The organism is Nonomuraea mesophila (assembly GCF_004352805.1).
Lineage (GTDB): Bacteria > Actinomycetota > Actinomycetes > Streptosporangiales > Streptosporangiaceae > Nonomuraea > Nonomuraea longispora.
Window position 1 is genome coordinate 67,084 of the sequence record NZ_SMLD01000014.1, and the last position, 16,446, is coordinate 83,529.

General features: G+C 72.4%; 16 protein-coding genes. 8 read left to right on the forward strand and 8 right to left on the reverse strand.

The annotated features are described in order from the left end of the window. Window positions 1–114: 114 nt before the first annotated feature. Entirely contained in the window at window positions 115–3,489 is a 3,375-nt protein-coding gene (locus E1295_RS08285; protein WP_132629212.1) for an ATP-binding protein, read from the forward strand. Here the strand turns inward: E1295_RS08285 and E1295_RS08290 are convergent. Beyond that, window positions 3,479–3,997 (reverse strand): hypothetical protein, encoded by a 519-nt coding sequence (locus E1295_RS08290; protein ID WP_132629214.1) that lies wholly within the window; start codon window positions 3,995–3,997, stop codon window positions 3,479–3,481. The genes E1295_RS08285 and E1295_RS08290 overlap by 11 nt on opposite strands. Window positions 3,998–4,160: 163 nt before the next feature. Between E1295_RS08290 and E1295_RS08295 the strand changes: the two genes are divergently transcribed. Continuing rightward, window positions 4,161–4,694, forward strand: a complete 534-nt coding sequence (locus E1295_RS08295) for a DedA family protein (RefSeq protein WP_132629216.1) — start codon at window positions 4,161–4,163, stop codon at window positions 4,692–4,694. On the opposite strand, the gene E1295_RS08300 is transcribed toward E1295_RS08295, so the two are convergent. Next, entirely contained in the window at window positions 4,691–4,897 is a 207-nt protein-coding gene (locus tag E1295_RS08300; protein ID WP_132629218.1) for a YegP family protein, read from the reverse strand. The genes E1295_RS08295 and E1295_RS08300 overlap by 4 nt on opposite strands. Window positions 4,898–5,025: 128 nt before the next feature. Here E1295_RS08300 and E1295_RS08305 point away from each other — a divergent pair, with 128 nt between their 5' ends. Next, complete coding sequence (locus tag E1295_RS08305) at window positions 5,026–5,844, forward strand: D-alanyl-D-alanine carboxypeptidase family protein (protein WP_132629220.1); 819 nt, start codon at window positions 5,026–5,028, stop codon at window positions 5,842–5,844. 143 nt (window positions 5,845–5,987) lie between these two features. After that, entirely contained in the window at window positions 5,988–6,284 is a 297-nt protein-coding gene (locus tag E1295_RS08310; protein ID WP_132629222.1) for a hypothetical protein, read from the forward strand. 24 nt (window positions 6,285–6,308) lie between these two features. On the opposite strand, the gene E1295_RS08315 is transcribed toward E1295_RS08310, so the two are convergent. Beyond that, window positions 6,309–7,298 (reverse strand): NAD(P)-dependent alcohol dehydrogenase, encoded by a 990-nt coding sequence (locus E1295_RS08315; RefSeq protein WP_132629224.1) that lies wholly within the window; start codon window positions 7,296–7,298, stop codon window positions 6,309–6,311. Between the two features lie 181 nt (window positions 7,299–7,479). Between E1295_RS08315 and E1295_RS08320 the strand changes: the two genes are divergently transcribed. After that, window positions 7,480–8,142: a DUF2306 domain-containing protein gene (locus E1295_RS08320; protein WP_132629226.1), complete on the forward strand. Its 663-nt coding sequence runs from the start codon at window positions 7,480–7,482 to the stop codon at window positions 8,140–8,142. Here the strand turns inward: E1295_RS08320 and E1295_RS08325 are convergent. Genes E1295_RS08325 through E1295_RS08345 form a run of 5 tightly spaced genes read right to left on the reverse strand, consistent with a single transcriptional unit; the run spans window position 8,132 to window position 11,867 of the window. Further along, window positions 8,132–8,788, reverse strand: coding sequence for a response regulator (locus E1295_RS08325; protein ID WP_132629228.1), 657 nt, complete (start codon window positions 8,786–8,788; stop codon window positions 8,132–8,134). The two genes, E1295_RS08320 and E1295_RS08325, sit on opposite strands and share 11 nt — an antisense overlap. Then, window positions 8,785–9,915 (reverse strand): sensor histidine kinase, encoded by a 1,131-nt coding sequence (locus E1295_RS08330; RefSeq protein ID WP_246079912.1) that lies wholly within the window; start codon window positions 9,913–9,915, stop codon window positions 8,785–8,787. The genes E1295_RS08325 and E1295_RS08330 overlap by 4 nt, the downstream gene beginning before the upstream one ends. A 52-nt stretch (window positions 9,916–9,967) precedes the next feature. Further along, the gene (locus E1295_RS08335) at window positions 9,968–10,231 is read right to left on the reverse strand and encodes a DUF4235 domain-containing protein (RefSeq protein WP_132629230.1); all 264 of its coding nucleotides are present in this window, start codon (window positions 10,229–10,231) and stop codon (window positions 9,968–9,970) included. A 60-nt stretch (window positions 10,232–10,291) separates the two neighbouring features. Next, window positions 10,292–11,104 carry a TrmH family RNA methyltransferase gene (locus E1295_RS08340; RefSeq protein ID WP_132629232.1) on the reverse strand — a complete coding sequence of 271 codons (813 nt, stop codon included), beginning with the start codon at window positions 11,102–11,104 and terminating at the stop codon, window positions 10,292–10,294. Next, window positions 11,097–11,867, reverse strand: a complete 771-nt coding sequence (locus E1295_RS08345) for a DUF4184 family protein (RefSeq protein ID WP_132629234.1) — start codon at window positions 11,865–11,867, stop codon at window positions 11,097–11,099. Before E1295_RS08345 ends, E1295_RS08340 begins: the two co-directional genes overlap by 8 nt. A 226-nt stretch (window positions 11,868–12,093) precedes the next feature. Here E1295_RS08345 and E1295_RS08350 point away from each other — a divergent pair, with 226 nt between their 5' ends. From E1295_RS08350 to E1295_RS08360, 3 genes are all read left to right on the forward strand, one after another. Beyond that, window positions 12,094–12,648, forward strand: a complete 555-nt coding sequence (locus tag E1295_RS08350) for a cation diffusion facilitator family transporter (protein ID WP_246079913.1) — start codon at window positions 12,094–12,096, stop codon at window positions 12,646–12,648. A gap of 134 nt (window positions 12,649–12,782) precedes the next feature. Then, window positions 12,783–14,555: a VWA domain-containing protein gene (locus E1295_RS08355; protein WP_246079914.1), complete on the forward strand. Its 1,773-nt coding sequence runs from the start codon at window positions 12,783–12,785 to the stop codon at window positions 14,553–14,555. A gap of 121 nt (window positions 14,556–14,676) precedes the next feature. Next, the gene (locus tag E1295_RS08360) at window positions 14,677–16,248 is read left to right on the forward strand and encodes a sigma-70 family RNA polymerase sigma factor (RefSeq protein WP_166427143.1); all 1,572 of its coding nucleotides are present in this window, start codon (window positions 14,677–14,679) and stop codon (window positions 16,246–16,248) included. Window positions 16,249–16,446 lie beyond the last annotated feature (198 nt).

Here is a 16,446-nt window from a genome sequence, read left to right on the forward strand (position 1 = left end):
CCGGGGGGACGCGGTTTCCATGCGCGAGCCGCCGCAGGGGGAAATCGGTGACAATCCCAAAGCCGGTAAAGACCTTGTGCATGATTCGCAGGCCCGCATAGCGTGGCGGCTGACATGGTGGCGTTCCGAGTTCTGGGGCCAGTCGAGGCGTACGAACACAACGACGAACTCGACCTCGGCGGGTTGCGGCAGCGGGCCGTCCTCGCCCGGCTCCTCGTGGCCAGAGGCCAGGTCGTGCCCGTTGACACGCTTCTTTACGATCTGTGGGACGACGACGCGGCGAAGGGCGCGCAGTCGGGCCTGCAGGTCTACATCTCACGCCTGCGCAGGGTGCTGGAGCCGGGCCGCCCGCGCGGCGGGCCCAACCGGCTGCTGGTGACGGTCGCGTCGGGCTACGCACTGCGCGTGGCCTCCGACCAGGTCGACGCGCTCAGGTTCGAGCAGCTCGTACGCGCGGCGGGCGAGCACCTCGACGAGGGCGACCCGCAGGCCGCCCGCGGCCGCCTGGAGAAGGCGCTGGGCCTGTGGCGCGGCACCCCCTACTCCGACTTCGCCGACCAGCCGTGGGCGGAGGCCGAGGTCAACCGGCTGACCGAGCTGCGCCTCGTGGCGCGCGAGCGGCACGCCGACACCGGCCTGCGGCTCGGCATGCACGCCGAGACCGTGCCCGACCTCGAGGCGCTGACCACCGAGCATCCGCTGCGCGAGGAGGGCTGGCGGCTGCTGGCGCTCGGCCTCTACCGCTGCGGCCGGCAGGGCGACGCGCTGGCCGCGCTGCGCAGGGCGCGCAACATCCTGGCCGACGAGCTCGGCATCGACCCGGGTCCGGCGCTGCGCAAGCTGGAGTCCGACATCCTGGCCCAGTCGCCCGAGCTCGAGCTGGCCACCCCGGCGCGGCCCGCCCGGCCGGCGCCGGTCACCGACACCTGGCCGCCGAGGCCGGCCACGCCCGTCGACCCGCCGCCGCTGGAGCCCGAGCCGTTCGTCGGCCGCGACGCCGAGCTGACCCGGCTGACCACGGCGGCCTCCCGCACCGGCAGGTTCCAGGTCGCGATCGTCACCGGGGTCGCCGGCGCGGGCAAGACCACGCTGCTGCGCCAGGTGGAGACCCGGCTGGCCGGCGACGGCTGGACCACCGCGTCCGGGGCCTGCCCCGACTCCAGCGCCACCCCGCCCGGCTGGGCGTGGGTCGAGATCCTGCGCACGCTCATCGGCGTGACGGGCGCGGGCGAATACGCCCAGCTGCTCGCGCCGCTGCTCGACGACGCCGCCCCCGACCCCGACGAGGACGAGGTGTCCGGCGGTTTCCGGCTGCACCGCGCGGTCGGCGGCTACCTCGCGGGGGTCGCGCGCAGGTCGCCCGTGCTGCTGACGCTCGAAGACCTCCACTGGGCCGACGACCAGACGCTGGCCCTGCTGCGGGCGCTGCCCAGCCTGCTGGCCACCAGCCGGGTGCTGCTCGTGGTGACCTGCAGGGAGAGCGAGCTCGACGACCGCCAGTCCGACGTGCTGGCCGCCCTCGCCCGGCTCAGCCCGGTCCGCGTGGGCCTGTCGGGGCTCGACCCGAAGGCCGTGGCCGAGCTGGTCAAGGCCACCTGCGTACGCGAGATCGACGACGACGCGGTCGAGTCGATCGTCGAGCGCACCGGCGGCAACCCGTTCTTCGTCCGCGAGACCGTGCGCCTGCTCGACTCCGAGGGCGCGGCCGACCGGGCCAGCGCCACCGAGGTGCTCTCGCAGGTGCCCTCCGGCGTGCGCGACGTGCTGCGGCGGCGCATCTCGCGGCTGCCGTCCGGGGCGCAGCAGATCCTGCTGCAGGCCGCCGTGATCGGCCGTGACGTCGATCTCGACGTGCTCATCGCCGTGGCGGGCGACGAGGACGCCGTCATCGAGGCCGTGGAGGCCGCGCTGCTGGCCGGCCTGGTGACCGAGCCGGGGCCTGGGCTGCTCAGGTTCGACCACGACCTGGTGCGCGACACGATCTACTCCGACGCCTCCCGGCTGCGCCGCACCCGGCTGCACGCCGCCGTGGCGGCGGTCATCGAGGAGCGCACGCCGTCCGACGTGGCCGCGCTCGCCCACCACTACTCCCTCGCCGACGCGGCCGAGAAGGCCGTCCACTACGCGGGGCTGGCGGCCGAGCAGGCCGAGCGGCGCTTCGCCCACCGCGAGGCCGCCACGCTGTGGGAGCAGGCCATCGCCGCGTTCGACCGTTCGCGCAACGACGACCAGGACGGCGAGCGGGCGCGCGAGCGCACCAAGGAGCGGCTGGCGCTCATGCTGCGCCAGATCAGGGCGCTGGCGCTGTGCGGCGACATGTCGGCGGCCAGGGTGCTGCGCCGCCAGGCCATGGACACCGCGCTGCCGCTGGGCGACCTCGAGATCACCGCGAAGGTGGCGGCCTCGCTGGCCGTGCCGCACAAGGGCATGGCCCGCGACTTCACCCGCACCGCGTGGGAGATCGTCGACGTCACCGAGCGGGCGCTCATGGAGCTGCCCGAGGGCGAGCAGCGGCTGCGGGCGAGCCTGCTGACCACGCTCGCCCTGGAGCTGGAGGGCTCCTCCTCGCCCGAGCGGGGCCGGCAGGCGTCGCTGGAGGCGCTGGAGCTGGCCAGGCAGAGCGGCGACCCCGCGCTGATCGCGGCCGCGCTCAGCGGGCGGCTGCGCCAGTCCTACGACATCCCCGCGGTCGACACCCGCGAGAGCATCGGCAGGGAGTTGCTGGAGGTCGCCCAGCGCTCCGGCCAGATGGCCACGCAGGCACTGGCCCATCTGGTGCTGCTGGAGTGCGCGGCGGCGAGGGGCGAGTTCACGACCGCCGACGAGCACGCCGCCGCCGCCGACCGCCTGGCCAAGCAGTACGACCTGTCGGCGCCCGCGGCGGTCGTCGTCTGGTACGCCGGCCAGCGCCTGATGATCGCCGGCGACTACGCGGGCGCCGAACGCGCCTACGGCGACGCGGCGAGGATGACCGAGCGGGCCGGCATGCTGGAGGGCCGCCAGGACCTCCCGCTGATCACGACGTTCTGCCTGCACCTCGTCGACGGCAGGGCCGCCGGCATGGTCGACCGGCTCGCCGAGGCCCACCTGCGTGGCGCCAAGTGGACGCTCGACGCCTACGCCCTCGCCCTGGCCTCCGCGGGCCGGCTCGACGAGGCCAGGGCCGTGGCCGCCACCCGGCCGCCCGTCCGTCCCGACTTCCTCTACGAGCTGGTGATGACCTGGCGGGCGCTGGCGGGCATGCTGCTGGACGACCGCGAGCGGATGATCGACTGCTACGACAAGCTCAAGCCCTTCGCCGACCGGGTGGCGGGCGCCGGCACCGGCGTGGTGGCGTTGTGGCCGGTCGCGCTGACGCTGGGCGACCTCGCCATCCGTCTCGGGCAGCCCGACGCCGCGCGTGACCACTACCACAAGGCCCTTGAGGTGGCGGAGCGGGTCGGCGTGCCGCGCTGGGTGCAGGCGGCGCGGCAGTCGGTCAACAGCTGACCTCGATGCGTTCGCTCCTGACGGTGGCGGCGCTCTCGACGGCCAGCTCGACGCGGTACGATCCGGGGTTGCCCGAGATCCGGGGCCGCCACTCGACGGTGCGCCGGGCGGCGGCGGAGCCGTCGTGGTCCACCAGGTAGGTGCGCCAGGTCCGGCTGACGGGGCTCCAGCGGGTGAGCCGCCAGGCGTACGTCACGGCCTGGTCGGGGTCGGGGTTGACGACCACGCTGCGGGCCACGTACGCGCCGGCGCATCCGGCGCCGCCGTCCGGCACGGCGCTGACGGAGATCTCCCCCTCCCTCGCGGCGGGGGACGCCGGCCGGGCCGGGGTGGAGATGGGCGTCTCGCGGGCCGACAGGGTGATGGTCGTCACCGGCTCGGTGGCCGAGCCGGCGCTGTGGTAGGCGGAGAAGCCGACGTAGGCGCTGGTGAACGCGAGCGCGGCCACGAAGAGCTTGGCCGTGTTCGCCGTGCCGCTGGCCAGGGCGGCTGCGCTTCTCGTCGTCATCGTCAACACCCCATTCGCCTCGCCCATAGAGTGAGGCAGGGCGGTTGAGTCCCGCTTGTCGCCTGGTTGCACCCGTTGCGGGAGACTTGCACCCGCTATGGCAGGTGGGCGGAGCTTTGATTAAGGTAAGGCTGACCTAAGGCTTTGGGAGGGGTGGCTGCGGATGGTACGTGCGATCGCCCCCGTCTCCGACGGCTTCGCCGAGCCGTTCTGGCTCGGCCTCCCCTACTGGCTGGTCGGCGCCATCCTGATACTCGCCCTGTTCGGAGCGTTCCAGGTCTACTACTGGGTCGGCCGCAAGCTCGGCGAGAAGCTGTACGACTCGCGCATCGGCGTCAGGCTGGGCCGCGAGCGCATCGCCAAGATCGAGCAGGTCGTCGAGAAGTGGGGCGCGCTGGCCGTCTACGGGTGTTTCTGGGTGCCCATGCTGCGCCACACGCTGCCGTGGGTGGCCGGAGCGCTGCGCGTGTCCTACCCCTGGTACGTCGTCGCGAGCGCGCTGGGCTGCCTGACGTGGGCGCCGCTGTGGTGGTTCGGCGGCACGGCGATCGTGTGGGGGTGGCTGCAGCTGGCCGCCGCGTCTCCCCTCACCGCCGCCGCCGTGGCCGTGCTGGCGGTCGCCGCCGTGGCCGCGTTCGTGGTGCGCCGCCGCCGTCGCCGCCGCCGGGACTCCGAGGACGAGGCCCTCGTGTCCTAACGGGCCCGCACCGGGGGCTCCTGCCCGCTCTGGTCGTCGACGACGGCCTCGGGGGCGTTCCTGCGTACGGTCTCGATGCCGTTCACGCAGGCCATCTTCGTCGGGAAACCCTCGCCGACCGCGAGCGTCTGCCCGTTGTTCGCCACGAGCGCGAAGCGGAAAGCACCCCGTTCGTCCTTGCTGATGATGAACCTGCCTGCCATGGCCGCCGCCCCCCGCAATATCGGATCTATCAACGATTTACCCGTGCCTGATCCATACCTATGGTCGTGTCAGGCAAACGAACCGTTGATCTGCTGACACCATGATTGCCATGCGTATAGCCGGTTTCATGGGTTCTGTCGTGGTCACTGTGCTGGTCGGGGTCGCCACCCCCGCCGTGGCGGCGGACGCGCCCGCCGTGGCGGCCAAGGCGGCGTACGTCGTCGACTCGGCGGGTAACGTGCACGTCGGCAAGCGCCAGACGCGCCGGATGCCGGTCGCGAGCCTCGTCAAGGTCATGACGGCGTACGTCGTGCTGCGCGAGGCCCGGCTCGGCGACACGGTGAGGATCTCCGCGGCGGACGTGTCGTACGCCGCCCGCAACGGCGCCGCGACGGCGGGCCTGCGCAAGGGCGAGCGTCTCACGGTCAGGGACCTGCTGTACGCGCTCATGCTGCCCTCAGGGGCCGACGCGGCCAACGCGCTGGCGCGGAAGTACGGCCCCGGCAAGACCGCCTTCGTCGCCAAGATGAACCGCACCGCCCGCTCCCTCGACCTCGACGACACCCGCTACACCAACGCCGACGGCATGCCCACCCCGCGCAACGGCGGCTACTCGACGGCCGCCGACCAGGCGAAGCTGGCCCAGCGGGCGCTGATGGACGACACGTTCGCGACCGTGGTCAGGCGCACGGTGCACAGGGTGGCCAAGACGAAGGTGCACCGGGCGCACACCTGGACCAACACCAACAAGCTGCTCACGCGCGCGGACGGTGTGCTGGGGGTCAAGACCGGCTACACGAGGGCCGCGGGCTACTGCCTGCTGTTCGCGGGTGAGCGCAGTGGTGAGCAGGTGGTGGGCGTGCTGCTGAACGACGGGAGCGAGCGCCGCTTCACCACGGCCGAGCGGCTCCTCGACCATGCGGGCGACCGCATCGCCCTCGGCTGAGCCGCCGCGCTCGTCACGCCGTGGCCGGGCACTTCCGGACGGGCTATATCCGAACAGCCGGCAACGCCAAAGGTGACCTGGAGCACAGCGACCACGCGCCTCGGCGCAGTAGGGTGGCCCTTCCATCCTCGAAAAGGACGACCATGGCGGAATTCATCGAGGTCCGCGCGACGATCGAGGGCCACGAAAGGGCGGCCGTGCTGGCCAACGGCATCTTCCGCGCCGGACTGGCCACGTCGATCGACATAGCCGAGACGCCACACCCGACCGCCCACCATGACGAGATCGCCTGGGAGCTCACGCTCATCACCACCGCGTCGCAGGCGCCCGCGCTCGAACGCCACATCAGGGAGACGGGCCTCGGCAGCCCCATCATGAGCCGCCCGCTCGTCACCAACCCCGACACGCTTCCCGACTGGTTCGACGCCGAGCAGCCCTGACAGGACGACCGCCCTCCGGCGGGTTCAGCCGCCGACCGTGACGACGACCTTTCCCGCGGCGTGCCCCTTCTCCTGGTACGCGACGGCCTCAGGGATACGGGCGAACGGGAAGCTCCTGTCGATGACCGGCGACACCTTCCCGTCCTCGATGAGCCCGGTCAGCGTCACCAGGTTCCGCTTGGTCTCCTCGCAGTTCACCACGTCCACGGACGACACCCGCTGCGACACGAACGGCCCCGCGGCCACCATCGAGAGGACGTGCCCGCCGGGCTGCACCCACCGCCCGGCCTGGCCGCCGACGGCGACGAGGGCTCCCTTGCCGGTCAGCACCCGGCGGCACGCCCATCCGGGGCGGCTGCCCGCGATGTCGATCAGCACGTCGTAGCGCTGCCCGTTCCGCGTGAAGTCCCGCTCCGTGTAGTCGATGACCTGGTGCGCGCCGATCGATCGCACCAGGTCCACGTTGCGCGGACCGCAGACGCCGGTGACCTCCGCGCCGAACGCGCGGGCCAGTTGCACGGCGAACGTCCCCACGCCGCCGGAGGCCCCGTTGACGAGCACCTTGTCCCCCGGCCCCACCCGCCCGTGGTCGCGCACGGCGAGCAGGGCGGTGCCGGCCGCCATGGGCACCGCGGCGGCCTCGTCGTACGACAGGTTCGCCGGCTTGGGCGCCAGCTCGCGCTCGGGGACGCAGACGTACTCGGCGAAGCCGCCCTGCTTGGGCATCGCGTACACCGGGTCTCCCGGGACGAACTCCGTGACGTCCTTGCCCACCGCCACCACGTCGCCGGCCACGTCCGCGCCCAGAACGGCGATCTTCGGCCGGCGCAGGCCGAGGTCGCCGAGCACGCGGAAGAGGCGCGGCTCGCCTCTCATCATGTGCCAGTCATAGGGCTGGACGGAGGTGGCGCGCACCTTGACCAGCACCTCGTCGTCGCCCGGCTCCGGCTTGCCGAGTTCCTTCAGCTCCATGACGTCGGGCGAGCCGTACGCGCGCAGAACGAACGCCTTCACGTGATTCTCCTTCTGCCGGGGGTGGCCTCGCCGGTCGCGTACCACCGTGAACGTCAGTGTGAACAGCGCCGCGCGGGGGCGTAACAGCCGAAAGTACGACGTCGCCATCGGCCCTTCGGACGCCTGTGACCGGGCCCTTCAGGCGATGCGCCGTACCCGCGGGCGCGGTCACGATCGGCCTATGACCTATGAGTCCACGCCTCTCCCGGGGAGCGGGCGGTCCGGATCGGCCTGGTCGGTGCGTACCGGCCTGATCGCGCTCGGTTGCGTCCCGATCCTGGCCGGAGCCGTCCGGCTGGCCGAGCTGGGCGGCGGCGCCGGCGTCACACCGGACAACGCGCGTTTCCTCGCCACGCCGCTCCCGGTGACCCTGCACATCGTCGGCGCCTCCCTGTACACCCTGCTGGGCGCCTTCCAGTTCGGCGGGCGATGGCGGCCGCGGCATCGGGTGCTGGGCCGGGCCCTGGTCCCGCTGGGGCTCGTGGCGGCGCTGAGCGGCCTGTGGCTGACGCTGTTCTCCGCGCTGCCTCCCGGGGACGGCGGCCTGCTCACCGCCTTCCGGCTCGGGTTCGGCACGGTCATGGCCGGGTCGCTCGTGCTGGGCGTCGCCGCGGTGCTGCGCCGCGACGTCCCCCGCCACCGCGCGTGGATGGCCCGCGCCTACGCGCTCGGCCTGGGCGCGGGCTCGCAGGCGGTGACGCAGGCGCTCTGGCTCCTCGTCGCCGCCGCTCCCCCGGACGAGACCGGCAGGGCGCTGCTCCTGGGCGCGGGCTGGGCGGTCAACCTCGCCGTGGCCGAATGGATCATCCGCAGGCGGTGGGCGGGCCGGCCGGTCAGGGTCTGACGCGGCGGGTCTCGTAGGCCCACATGGCGATCTCGACGCGGTTGCGCACGCCGAGCTTGGTCATCAGGCTCGCGATGTGGCTTTTCACGGTGCTGAGGGAGATGTGCAGCTCTGCGGCGATCTCGCTGTTGGTACGGCCGCGCGCCACGGTGAGCAGGATCTGCTCCTCGCGCTCCGTCAGCGCCTCGACGGGCTGTGCGGGCGGCGTGCCGCGTCCTGAGTCGGCGAAGGCCGCGAGCAGCCGGGCGGTGATGCTCGGGGCGATGAGGGCGTCCCCGCCCGCGGCGGCGCGTACGGCCTGGCCGAGCAGGTCGGGTCCCGCGTCCTTGAGCAGGAACCCGCGGGCGCCGGCCCTGAGCGCGGCATAGACGTACTCGTCGAGGTCGAACGTGGTGATGACGACGACGGCCAGCGGGGCGTCCACGGCCGGCCCCGCGACGGAGCGCGTGGCCTCGATGCCGTCGAGGTGCGGCATGCGGATGTCGAACAGGCACACGTCGGGACGCAGCCGCCGCGCGAGCTCGACGGCCCGCCGCCCGTCGCCGGCCTCGCCGACGACCTCGATGTCCGGCTGGGCGTCCAGGATCATCCTGAGCCCGGTACGCGCGATCTCCTGGTCGTCGGCGACGAGCACGCGGATGCTCACGTCGCCGCCCCCGCCCTGGGCAGCACCGCGGTCACGGTCCAGCCGCGCTCGGGGCCCGGACCGGCCTCGCACGTGCCGCCGAGCAGCCCGGCGCGCTCGATCATGCCGAGCAGCCCGTACCCGGGCGCGGACACCAGGCGCGGGGAGGCGGTGTCGCCGTCGTCGCTCACCCGTAGGCGCACCGTCGTGTCGTCGGCGGCCACCAGGACCTCGATGCGGGTGGCGTGGCGGGCGTGCCGCCGGGCGTTGGTGATCGACTCCTGGGCGATGCGGTAGATCGCGGCCCCGACCGGCGGCGGCAGGTCGTCGAGGTCTCCGGCCAGCCGGACGTCCACGGACGGGCCGGCGCGGCTCTGGCCGGCGAGCTGCCGCAGATCGGAGACGCGCCGGCCGGGCGCCAGCTCCGCCGGCTCGTGCTTGCGCAGGACGCGCACCATGGCGCGCATCTCGGCGAGGGTGCGCGTCGCCTCGGCCTCGATCACGCGCAGCGCGTCGGTGGCGGCCTCCGGCCGCGTCACCGCCGTCGCCAGGCCCGCCTGGGCGCGGATCGCCATGGCCGAGACATGGTGGGCCACGATGTCGTGCAGGTCGCGGGCGAGGTGTTCGCGTTCGAGCAGCTTGACCTGGTCGAGCTCGCGCATGCGGGCCCTGGCCCGGTAGCGCAGCGCCCCGCCGAGCGCCATGGCCGAGAAGACGACCGCGAACGCGCCCACGGCGTCGGCCGGCGCGAGCGGCGCGCCGGCCAGCGAGAAGCGCACCCCGGCGAGCAGCACCGCCACGCCGATCACGATCTCCCGGCCGGACCCCCAGCGGAACACCGCGTAGACCAGGATCAGCATGAACACCATCGTGTACGCGTCGGGTCGGCCGCCGTCCAGGAACAGCGGGACGACGCTCGAGGTGGTGAAGGCGATCACCAGCATCAGCAGCGGCCTGGTCCTGCGCCAGAGCAACGTGGGCACCAGCCCGACGGTGACGATCACGGAGACGGCCCGCCACGGCATGTCCGGGCGTAAGGCTCCTTCGAGCAGCGCGAGCGCCACGAGCACCCCGACGAGCGCCCAGTCCCGCCAGACCCGCGCGGGCGGGTCGGGAGGAGGGGGCTCGTTCCACACGGAACGAAGCACGCCCTCATCGTACGAGAGTCCACCCCGCCGTGGACCTGGCCGGAAGCGGTCGTCAGGCGCTGTGCCCGCTCCGGATCGCCCTGCGCCGGAACGTCTTCGCGCTCGCCCGGTGCACGATGGCCTTGATCAGGCCGAACAGCGCCCCTTGCACGGCGGCGGCGACCAGGATCTCGGTCAGGTCGCGGTCGAGGTCTTCGGCGTCGGGCGAGTCGTCCTCGCCCGCGGCCAGTTTCCACATCCGCCGGAACAGCAGGGTCGCCAGGGCGCCACTGAGCAGGCCCATCCCCAGCGAGGCGGCCTTCTGTACAGGATGCATCCCGTCTCCGTGCCCCGTGTGCGCGTCCTAAACGTCGCCCGGCCCGGCCGCGGGCGGCATTCAGCGCGACGCGCGCATCAGCCCGTGACACGCGATGGCGGCGGCCGCCACGACGTTCAGGGAGTCGACCCCCGCCGTCATGGCCCCCGCGCTCATGGGGATGCACACCGCGTGGTCGGCCTCCTGCAGCCAGTGGGAGGAGAGCCCGTCGCCCTCGGCCCCCAGCAGCAGCGCCACCCGTCCCTCGACCGCGATCTCGTCTATGGGGACGGCGTTCTGGTCGGGGGTCAGGGCCAGCATCCTGCAGCCCGCCTTGCGCAGCTGGGCGAGCCCTTCGAACCAGTCGTCCATCCGCGCGTACGGGATCGAGAACACCGCGCCCATCGACACCTTGACCGCCCGCCGGTAGAGCGGGTCGGCGCACCGGGGCGACAGGATGACGCCGTCGGCGCCGAGCGCCGCCGCCGACCTGAAGATCGCCCCCACGTTGGCGTGGTCGACGAGGTCCTCCAGCACGAGCATGCGCCGGCCGCCCCGCTTGAGCAGGGTCTCGACGGCGGGCAGGGGAAGGCGTTCCATCGAGGCCAGCGCCCCGCGGTGGACCTGGAAGCCGGCGATGCCGGACATGATCTCGTCGCTCACCACGTAGACGGTGGCGTCGCCGAGCACGTCCTGCAGGGGCGCCAGCCAGCGGCGGGTGGTCAGGACCGAGCGGATCGGGTAGCCGGCGGCGATGGCGCGTCTGATGACCTTCTCGCCCTCGGCGAGGAACAGCCCGCGCTCGGCCTCCAGGCTCTTGCGCAGTTCCACGTCCCTGAGCCGGGTGTAGTCGGTCAGGCGCTGGTCTCCGGGGTCGGTGACGTACTCAAGCACCTTCTGATACTGCCATGCGCCGCCTGACCTGCCAGACCACCGCGTAGCAGGTGAGGACGAGGCACAGGCCGATCAGGGTGCCCGCGCCCGTCTTGGTGAGCACGCTGGGCAGGCCGAGTTCGGGGCTGGGCTCGTCGACGAGCGGCCACAGCAGGGCGCCCGCCACCGCGCCTGACGCGCACGCGGCCAGCACCGACCACCGCGCGCGGGGTGCCATCCGCAGGCGGCCGGGGACCGGGGCGGCGGGCATCCTGGACAGCCCGCGCCGGCACCACCACACGACGGCGGCCAGCCCGATGGCGGAGGAGACGTACTGCAGGAGGCGGAAGAGCGGGAGCTCGCCGAGGACGACGACGTCGAGCCAGCCGCCCCACTCGACCGACCCCGTGGAGTGGGTGAAGGAGTCCCAGAGCACGTGAGAGGCGGCGCCGATCACCGCGCCGGCGGCCATCGGCAGGATCCTGAGCCGCTCGGGGGCGAGGAGCGCGGCGCGGCCGGCGAGCGCGGCCGGCAGGAGGGCGACCAGCGGGTCCCTGAACAGGATGTGGAACAGCGGCAGCAGGACGAGCACCGCGGCGAGGTCGAGGGTGACGACGCCGGTCCAGGAGTGCCAGTCGGTGTAGTCGGGCAGGTACGGCAGGAACAACGGCAGGTCGGGCGCCATCGTCCCCAGCGCCAGCGCCCACGGATCGGCGAACCTGCGCACCCGGGAGGATGCGATCAGCGGCACCACCGCCGCGATGTGACTGGGCGTGAACGGCAACCGTCTCCCCCTATCTGACGATCTTCGCCCATTATGCGGTGAACCTTGAACATCCTTTGCCCGTATGATCTGGAGTCACGGACTGTAGTGGGTAAGTTACGTAACGCTGTCGACGGCCGGATAGCCGGGAGTTCGGGGGTTCATGGTGCCTGACCAGCGGATTCGTGAGCATCCGGCCGCGTCAGCAGACTGGATGCGCGCCGCTCGCGCGGCTCGCTCGCTCTCGGTGGCTACGCTCGTCTGGCTGGGCGTGGAAAGCACGCTCGGCCTGGCGGCGGGTCTCGTGGCCCACTCCGTCGCCCTGATCGGATGGGGACTCTGCGCGGTCGTGGAGGCGGCGGCCAGCATGATCGTGGTGTGGCGGTTCACCGGCGCGCGCACGCTGTCGCCAAGCGCGGAGACCACCGCCAGGCGCGCGGTCGCGGTGAGCTTCTGGATGCTCGCGCCCTATCTGGTCATCCACGTCGCCTACGACCTCGGAGCGGGGCACCGGGCGGTGCCGAGCACGCTGGGGATCGCGGTGACGGCCGTCAGCCTGGTCAGCATGCCGGTGCTGGGCATCGCCAAGCGGCGGCTCGGCGCACGGCTGGCCTCGCCGTCGACGGCCGGCGAGGGCACGCAGAACCTCATCTGCGCCGCCATGGCGGCGGGCGTGCTCGCCGGGTTGTGGCTGAACACGATCGGCTGGTGGTGGGTGGACCCGGCCGTCGCGGTCGCTCTCGCGGCGGTCGCCGTACGCGAGGGAAGGCGCGCCTGGCGCGGTCACGCATGCTGCCATTGACGGTAACGCAGCGTCATCGTCGCACCAAAAGGGCTGTTTTGCCACACTAACCGCACCGAGTATCGTTCCCGGAGTATTGCGGAGCTTCTCCCGCTAGGGTCTCCGGAAGGTTCCAACACACCTAAGAGGGCATCGTGGGGCGACACCGCACAGACGATCTCGACGGCGGGTACCGGGCCGGCGAACCTCCACCCCCGCGCAAGCGTTCCGGCAACGGTCGCGGCAGGGTGCTCGTGCCGCTGGCCGGGGCCGTCGCGATGGCCGTGCTCCTCGGCGTCGCCGCGTTCGTCATCTTCAACAGGAACCACGACTGCTCCAGCGGCAAGCTGCCGCTGCGGGTCGTCGCGACGCCCGACATCCACCCCGCGCTCAAGAAGATCGCCGGCAACTACACCAAGGCCATGCACTCGATCGACAGCAAGTGCGTCGAGGTGACCGTGGCCAAGGAAGCGGCGGCGAAGACCGCGAACGCGCTGGCCGCGGGCAAGGTGCCGGCCGACTTCTGGGTGGCCGACTCCAGCCTGCTGATGGAGAGCATGCGCCAGACCGCGGGCGGCGCGGCGCTGCCGCAGGTCGAGGGGTCGATCGCGACGTCACCCGTGGTGCTTGCGGCCGCCAAGTCGGCCGCGCCGAAGCTCGCGGACACGCTGCAGCCGAGCTGGGGCGCGATGATCGCGGCGGCGAACGTCGCGAACGTGGACGGGCCGGGCAAGAAGGTGCGCGTGCTGGCCCTCGACCCTCAGAAGAACTCCGCCGGGCTGGCCGCGCTGCTCGCCGCCGCCGGCACCGCGAAGGAGGCCAAGCAGGACAAGGCGCTCGTCGGGGCGCTGAAGGAGCTGTCCGGGCAACTCGCCCCCGACTCGACGGCGCTGCTGGCCAGCCTCACGGTGAAGAGCAGCAGGGTGCCCGTCGGCGTCACCTCCGAGCAGGCCATCCACGCCCACAACAAGAAGAAGCCGGAGGCGCCCGTGGTGGCGCTCTATCCGAAGGAAGGCACGCTCAGCCTCGACTACCCCGTCACGATCCTGGCCAAGGACCCGGCGGTGCTGAAGGCGGCGGCGGACTTCAAGCAGCACCTGACCACGGAGTCGGCCGCGAAGACCCTGCGCAACGCCGGGTTCCGCGGCACCGACGGCAAGGCGGGCGACGCGCTGTCGGAGGAGGACGGATTCCCGGCCGACCCGCCCACCGCCCTGGAGCCGCCGGACACCGCGACCGTGGCGCGGATGGTGCAGACCTGGTCCAGGCTGAACCTCGGCACCAGGCTGCTCACCCTTCTCGACGTCTCGGGGACGATGGCGCTGCCGGTGCCCGGCACCGACATGACCCGCATGCAGGCCATCAACAAGATCGCTACAGAGGGTCTCGGGCTCTTCCCCGCCGACTCCGAGGTGGGTCTGTGGACGTTCTCCACCCATCTGGACGGACGGGACAAGGACTGGAAGGAACTCGTGTCCGTCGGTCCGCTCAGCGAGTCGATCGACGGGACACTCCGCAAGCAGGCGCTGGCCAAGACGTTCAGCCAGATCCAGGCCAAGCCCACGGGCGACACCGGGCTGAACGACACGATCAAGGCCGCCTACGCGCAGCTGACCAAGACGTTCCGGCAGGACAAGATCAACACTCTGCTGATCCTCACGGACGGCGCCGGTAACGACGATCCCGACGGCGGCGTCAAGAACGCCGAGATCCTGCAGTACCTGAAGAAGACCTACAACCCGAAGCGGCCCATCAGCATCCTGCTCATCGCGTTCGGCCCCGAGGCCGAGAAGGGCAAGCGGCAGATGGACGCGCTGGCCAGGGCCACGGGCGGCGAGGCATACATCGCCAAGGACATCCTGCAGGTCCGCGACTTCTTCCTCCAGGGCATGGAGCGCCGCCTCTGCTCGCCCAACTGCGACGGCTGACCCGTGAGGGGGCCCGGTCCCCCTCATGCCCATTGGGTATGGCGGGCGAACCGGCCTGAAAGGGACGGCGTCCTCTCCGCGTGGGGCTGAGTGCCCGTACGACCCGCGGGGAGGGGAATCCGTGCCTGGATGGCCGACCGTCGACCGAGCCGACGACCAGGAACTCGTTGAGGCTCTGCGCCGCGCGGACGCCGACGCCCCCGCCAAGCTGTACGACTCGTACGGCGAGCGGCTGCACGACTACGCCTGCGCCCTCATCGAGGAGCGGGAGGTCGCCGGGGACGCCGTGCACGACGCGCTCGTGACCGCGCAGGGGTGCGTGGACCGGCTGAAGGAACCCGTCAGGCTGCGGGCCTGGTTGTACGCGCTGACCCGGTTCCAGGTGCGGTCCAGGCTGTCGCACCGGAGCGGCACCCCCGTGGAGGGCATGCCGCTGCCGGATCCCGCCGAGCACGACGACCCGGAACTGGCCGACCTGGTCCACGAGACGCTGGGCGAGCTGAGCAGGAACGAGCGCGAGGTCCTGGTGTTGTCGCTGCGCCACGGCCTGACCCCGGCCGAGGCGGGCGCGGTGCTCGGGCTGACCTCGCGCCAGGTGACCTCCAGGCTGGGCCGCGCGCGCGACCACCTGGAGAACGCCGCGGCCGCCGTGGTGCTGGCCAGGACGGGCCGGGCGCACTGTCCCGACCTGTCGGCGATGGTGGACTCGTGGGAGGGTCCGCTCACGCCGCTGCTGCGCCGGCGGTTGTCGGGGCACATCGGCGGATGCGAGGTGTGCACCGAGGGCCGGCACCGGCAGATCTCGGCCCTCCGGCTGCTGGACATGGTGCCGGTGGCGTTCGCGCCGCTCTCGCTGCGCCGCCGGGTGGTCGACACGTGCGTCAACCCGGAGCGCGACCAGACCCGTACGTTGATCACCGATCGGGGCGACACCTTCGACCGGACGGGCTTCCCCGTGGCCGCCGAGGGCCGCTCGCGCCGCCGGGGGACGCGCCGGCTCGCTCCGGTGGTGCTGGCCGGGGCCTGCCTGCTGGCCGCGACGGGCGCCGTGGTGGCGATCAACGGCCGTGACGTCTCCAGTGGCTCCGCGCTGCCGTCGAAGCCCTCTCCGGCGTTCTCCGTGACGTGGAGTCCCTCCCCCGACCCCGTTCTGGAGGAGGACGAGGAGGAGGCCGCGTTCTCGCCCTCGCCCACGCCGAGCGCGACGCGGCCGGCCAGGCGCACGCCGAGCGGGCGGCCGGTCGCCACACGGCCCCGCACCAGGCCCGCCCCCGTCCCCACGGCCACCAGGCGCAGGCCCGCGCCGGGTGCGAAGCTCGTCGCCTCGTGCCCTGACCGGATCGACGGGCCGGCCACGATCGGGCTCAGCGCCCGCAACGCCAAGGTCTCCTGGGTGGCCACCGCCTCACAGGGGTTGGACGTGCGTCCGGCGAGCGGGTCGATCAGGGCGGGCGGTTCCGTACGGGTCGTGGTGACGGTCGTCGACCCGGCCGTCTCCGGCAGCGGCCGGGTGGCCGTCACCTCGAACGGCGGCACCAGGTCCTGCTCGTTGTCGTGGGTGGCCGAGGAAGGGCCGCCGGCCACCGACGCGCCGGACGGCGATGTGCCCACGGACATCTCGGAGCCGCCCGAGACGCCCACCGCCGGAGCGGAGAGCTCCTCCGTGGACACCATGGACGACGTGAACAGGTAAAGTGCGCACCACAAGCCGGTAGATCGAAACTTAGACGACAATTAGGCATAATTCCGGCCCTGGCTCGAACATCCTGCGCCCCATAGGGCATCCTGGTTTGCTTGGAGACCACTCCGGGGCCGAAGAGCACTTGACCGTGTGTTGAAGCTCACACGAGAAAACTCGGCCGCTTGGTGAACCGGTCAGCGTCACCAAGCG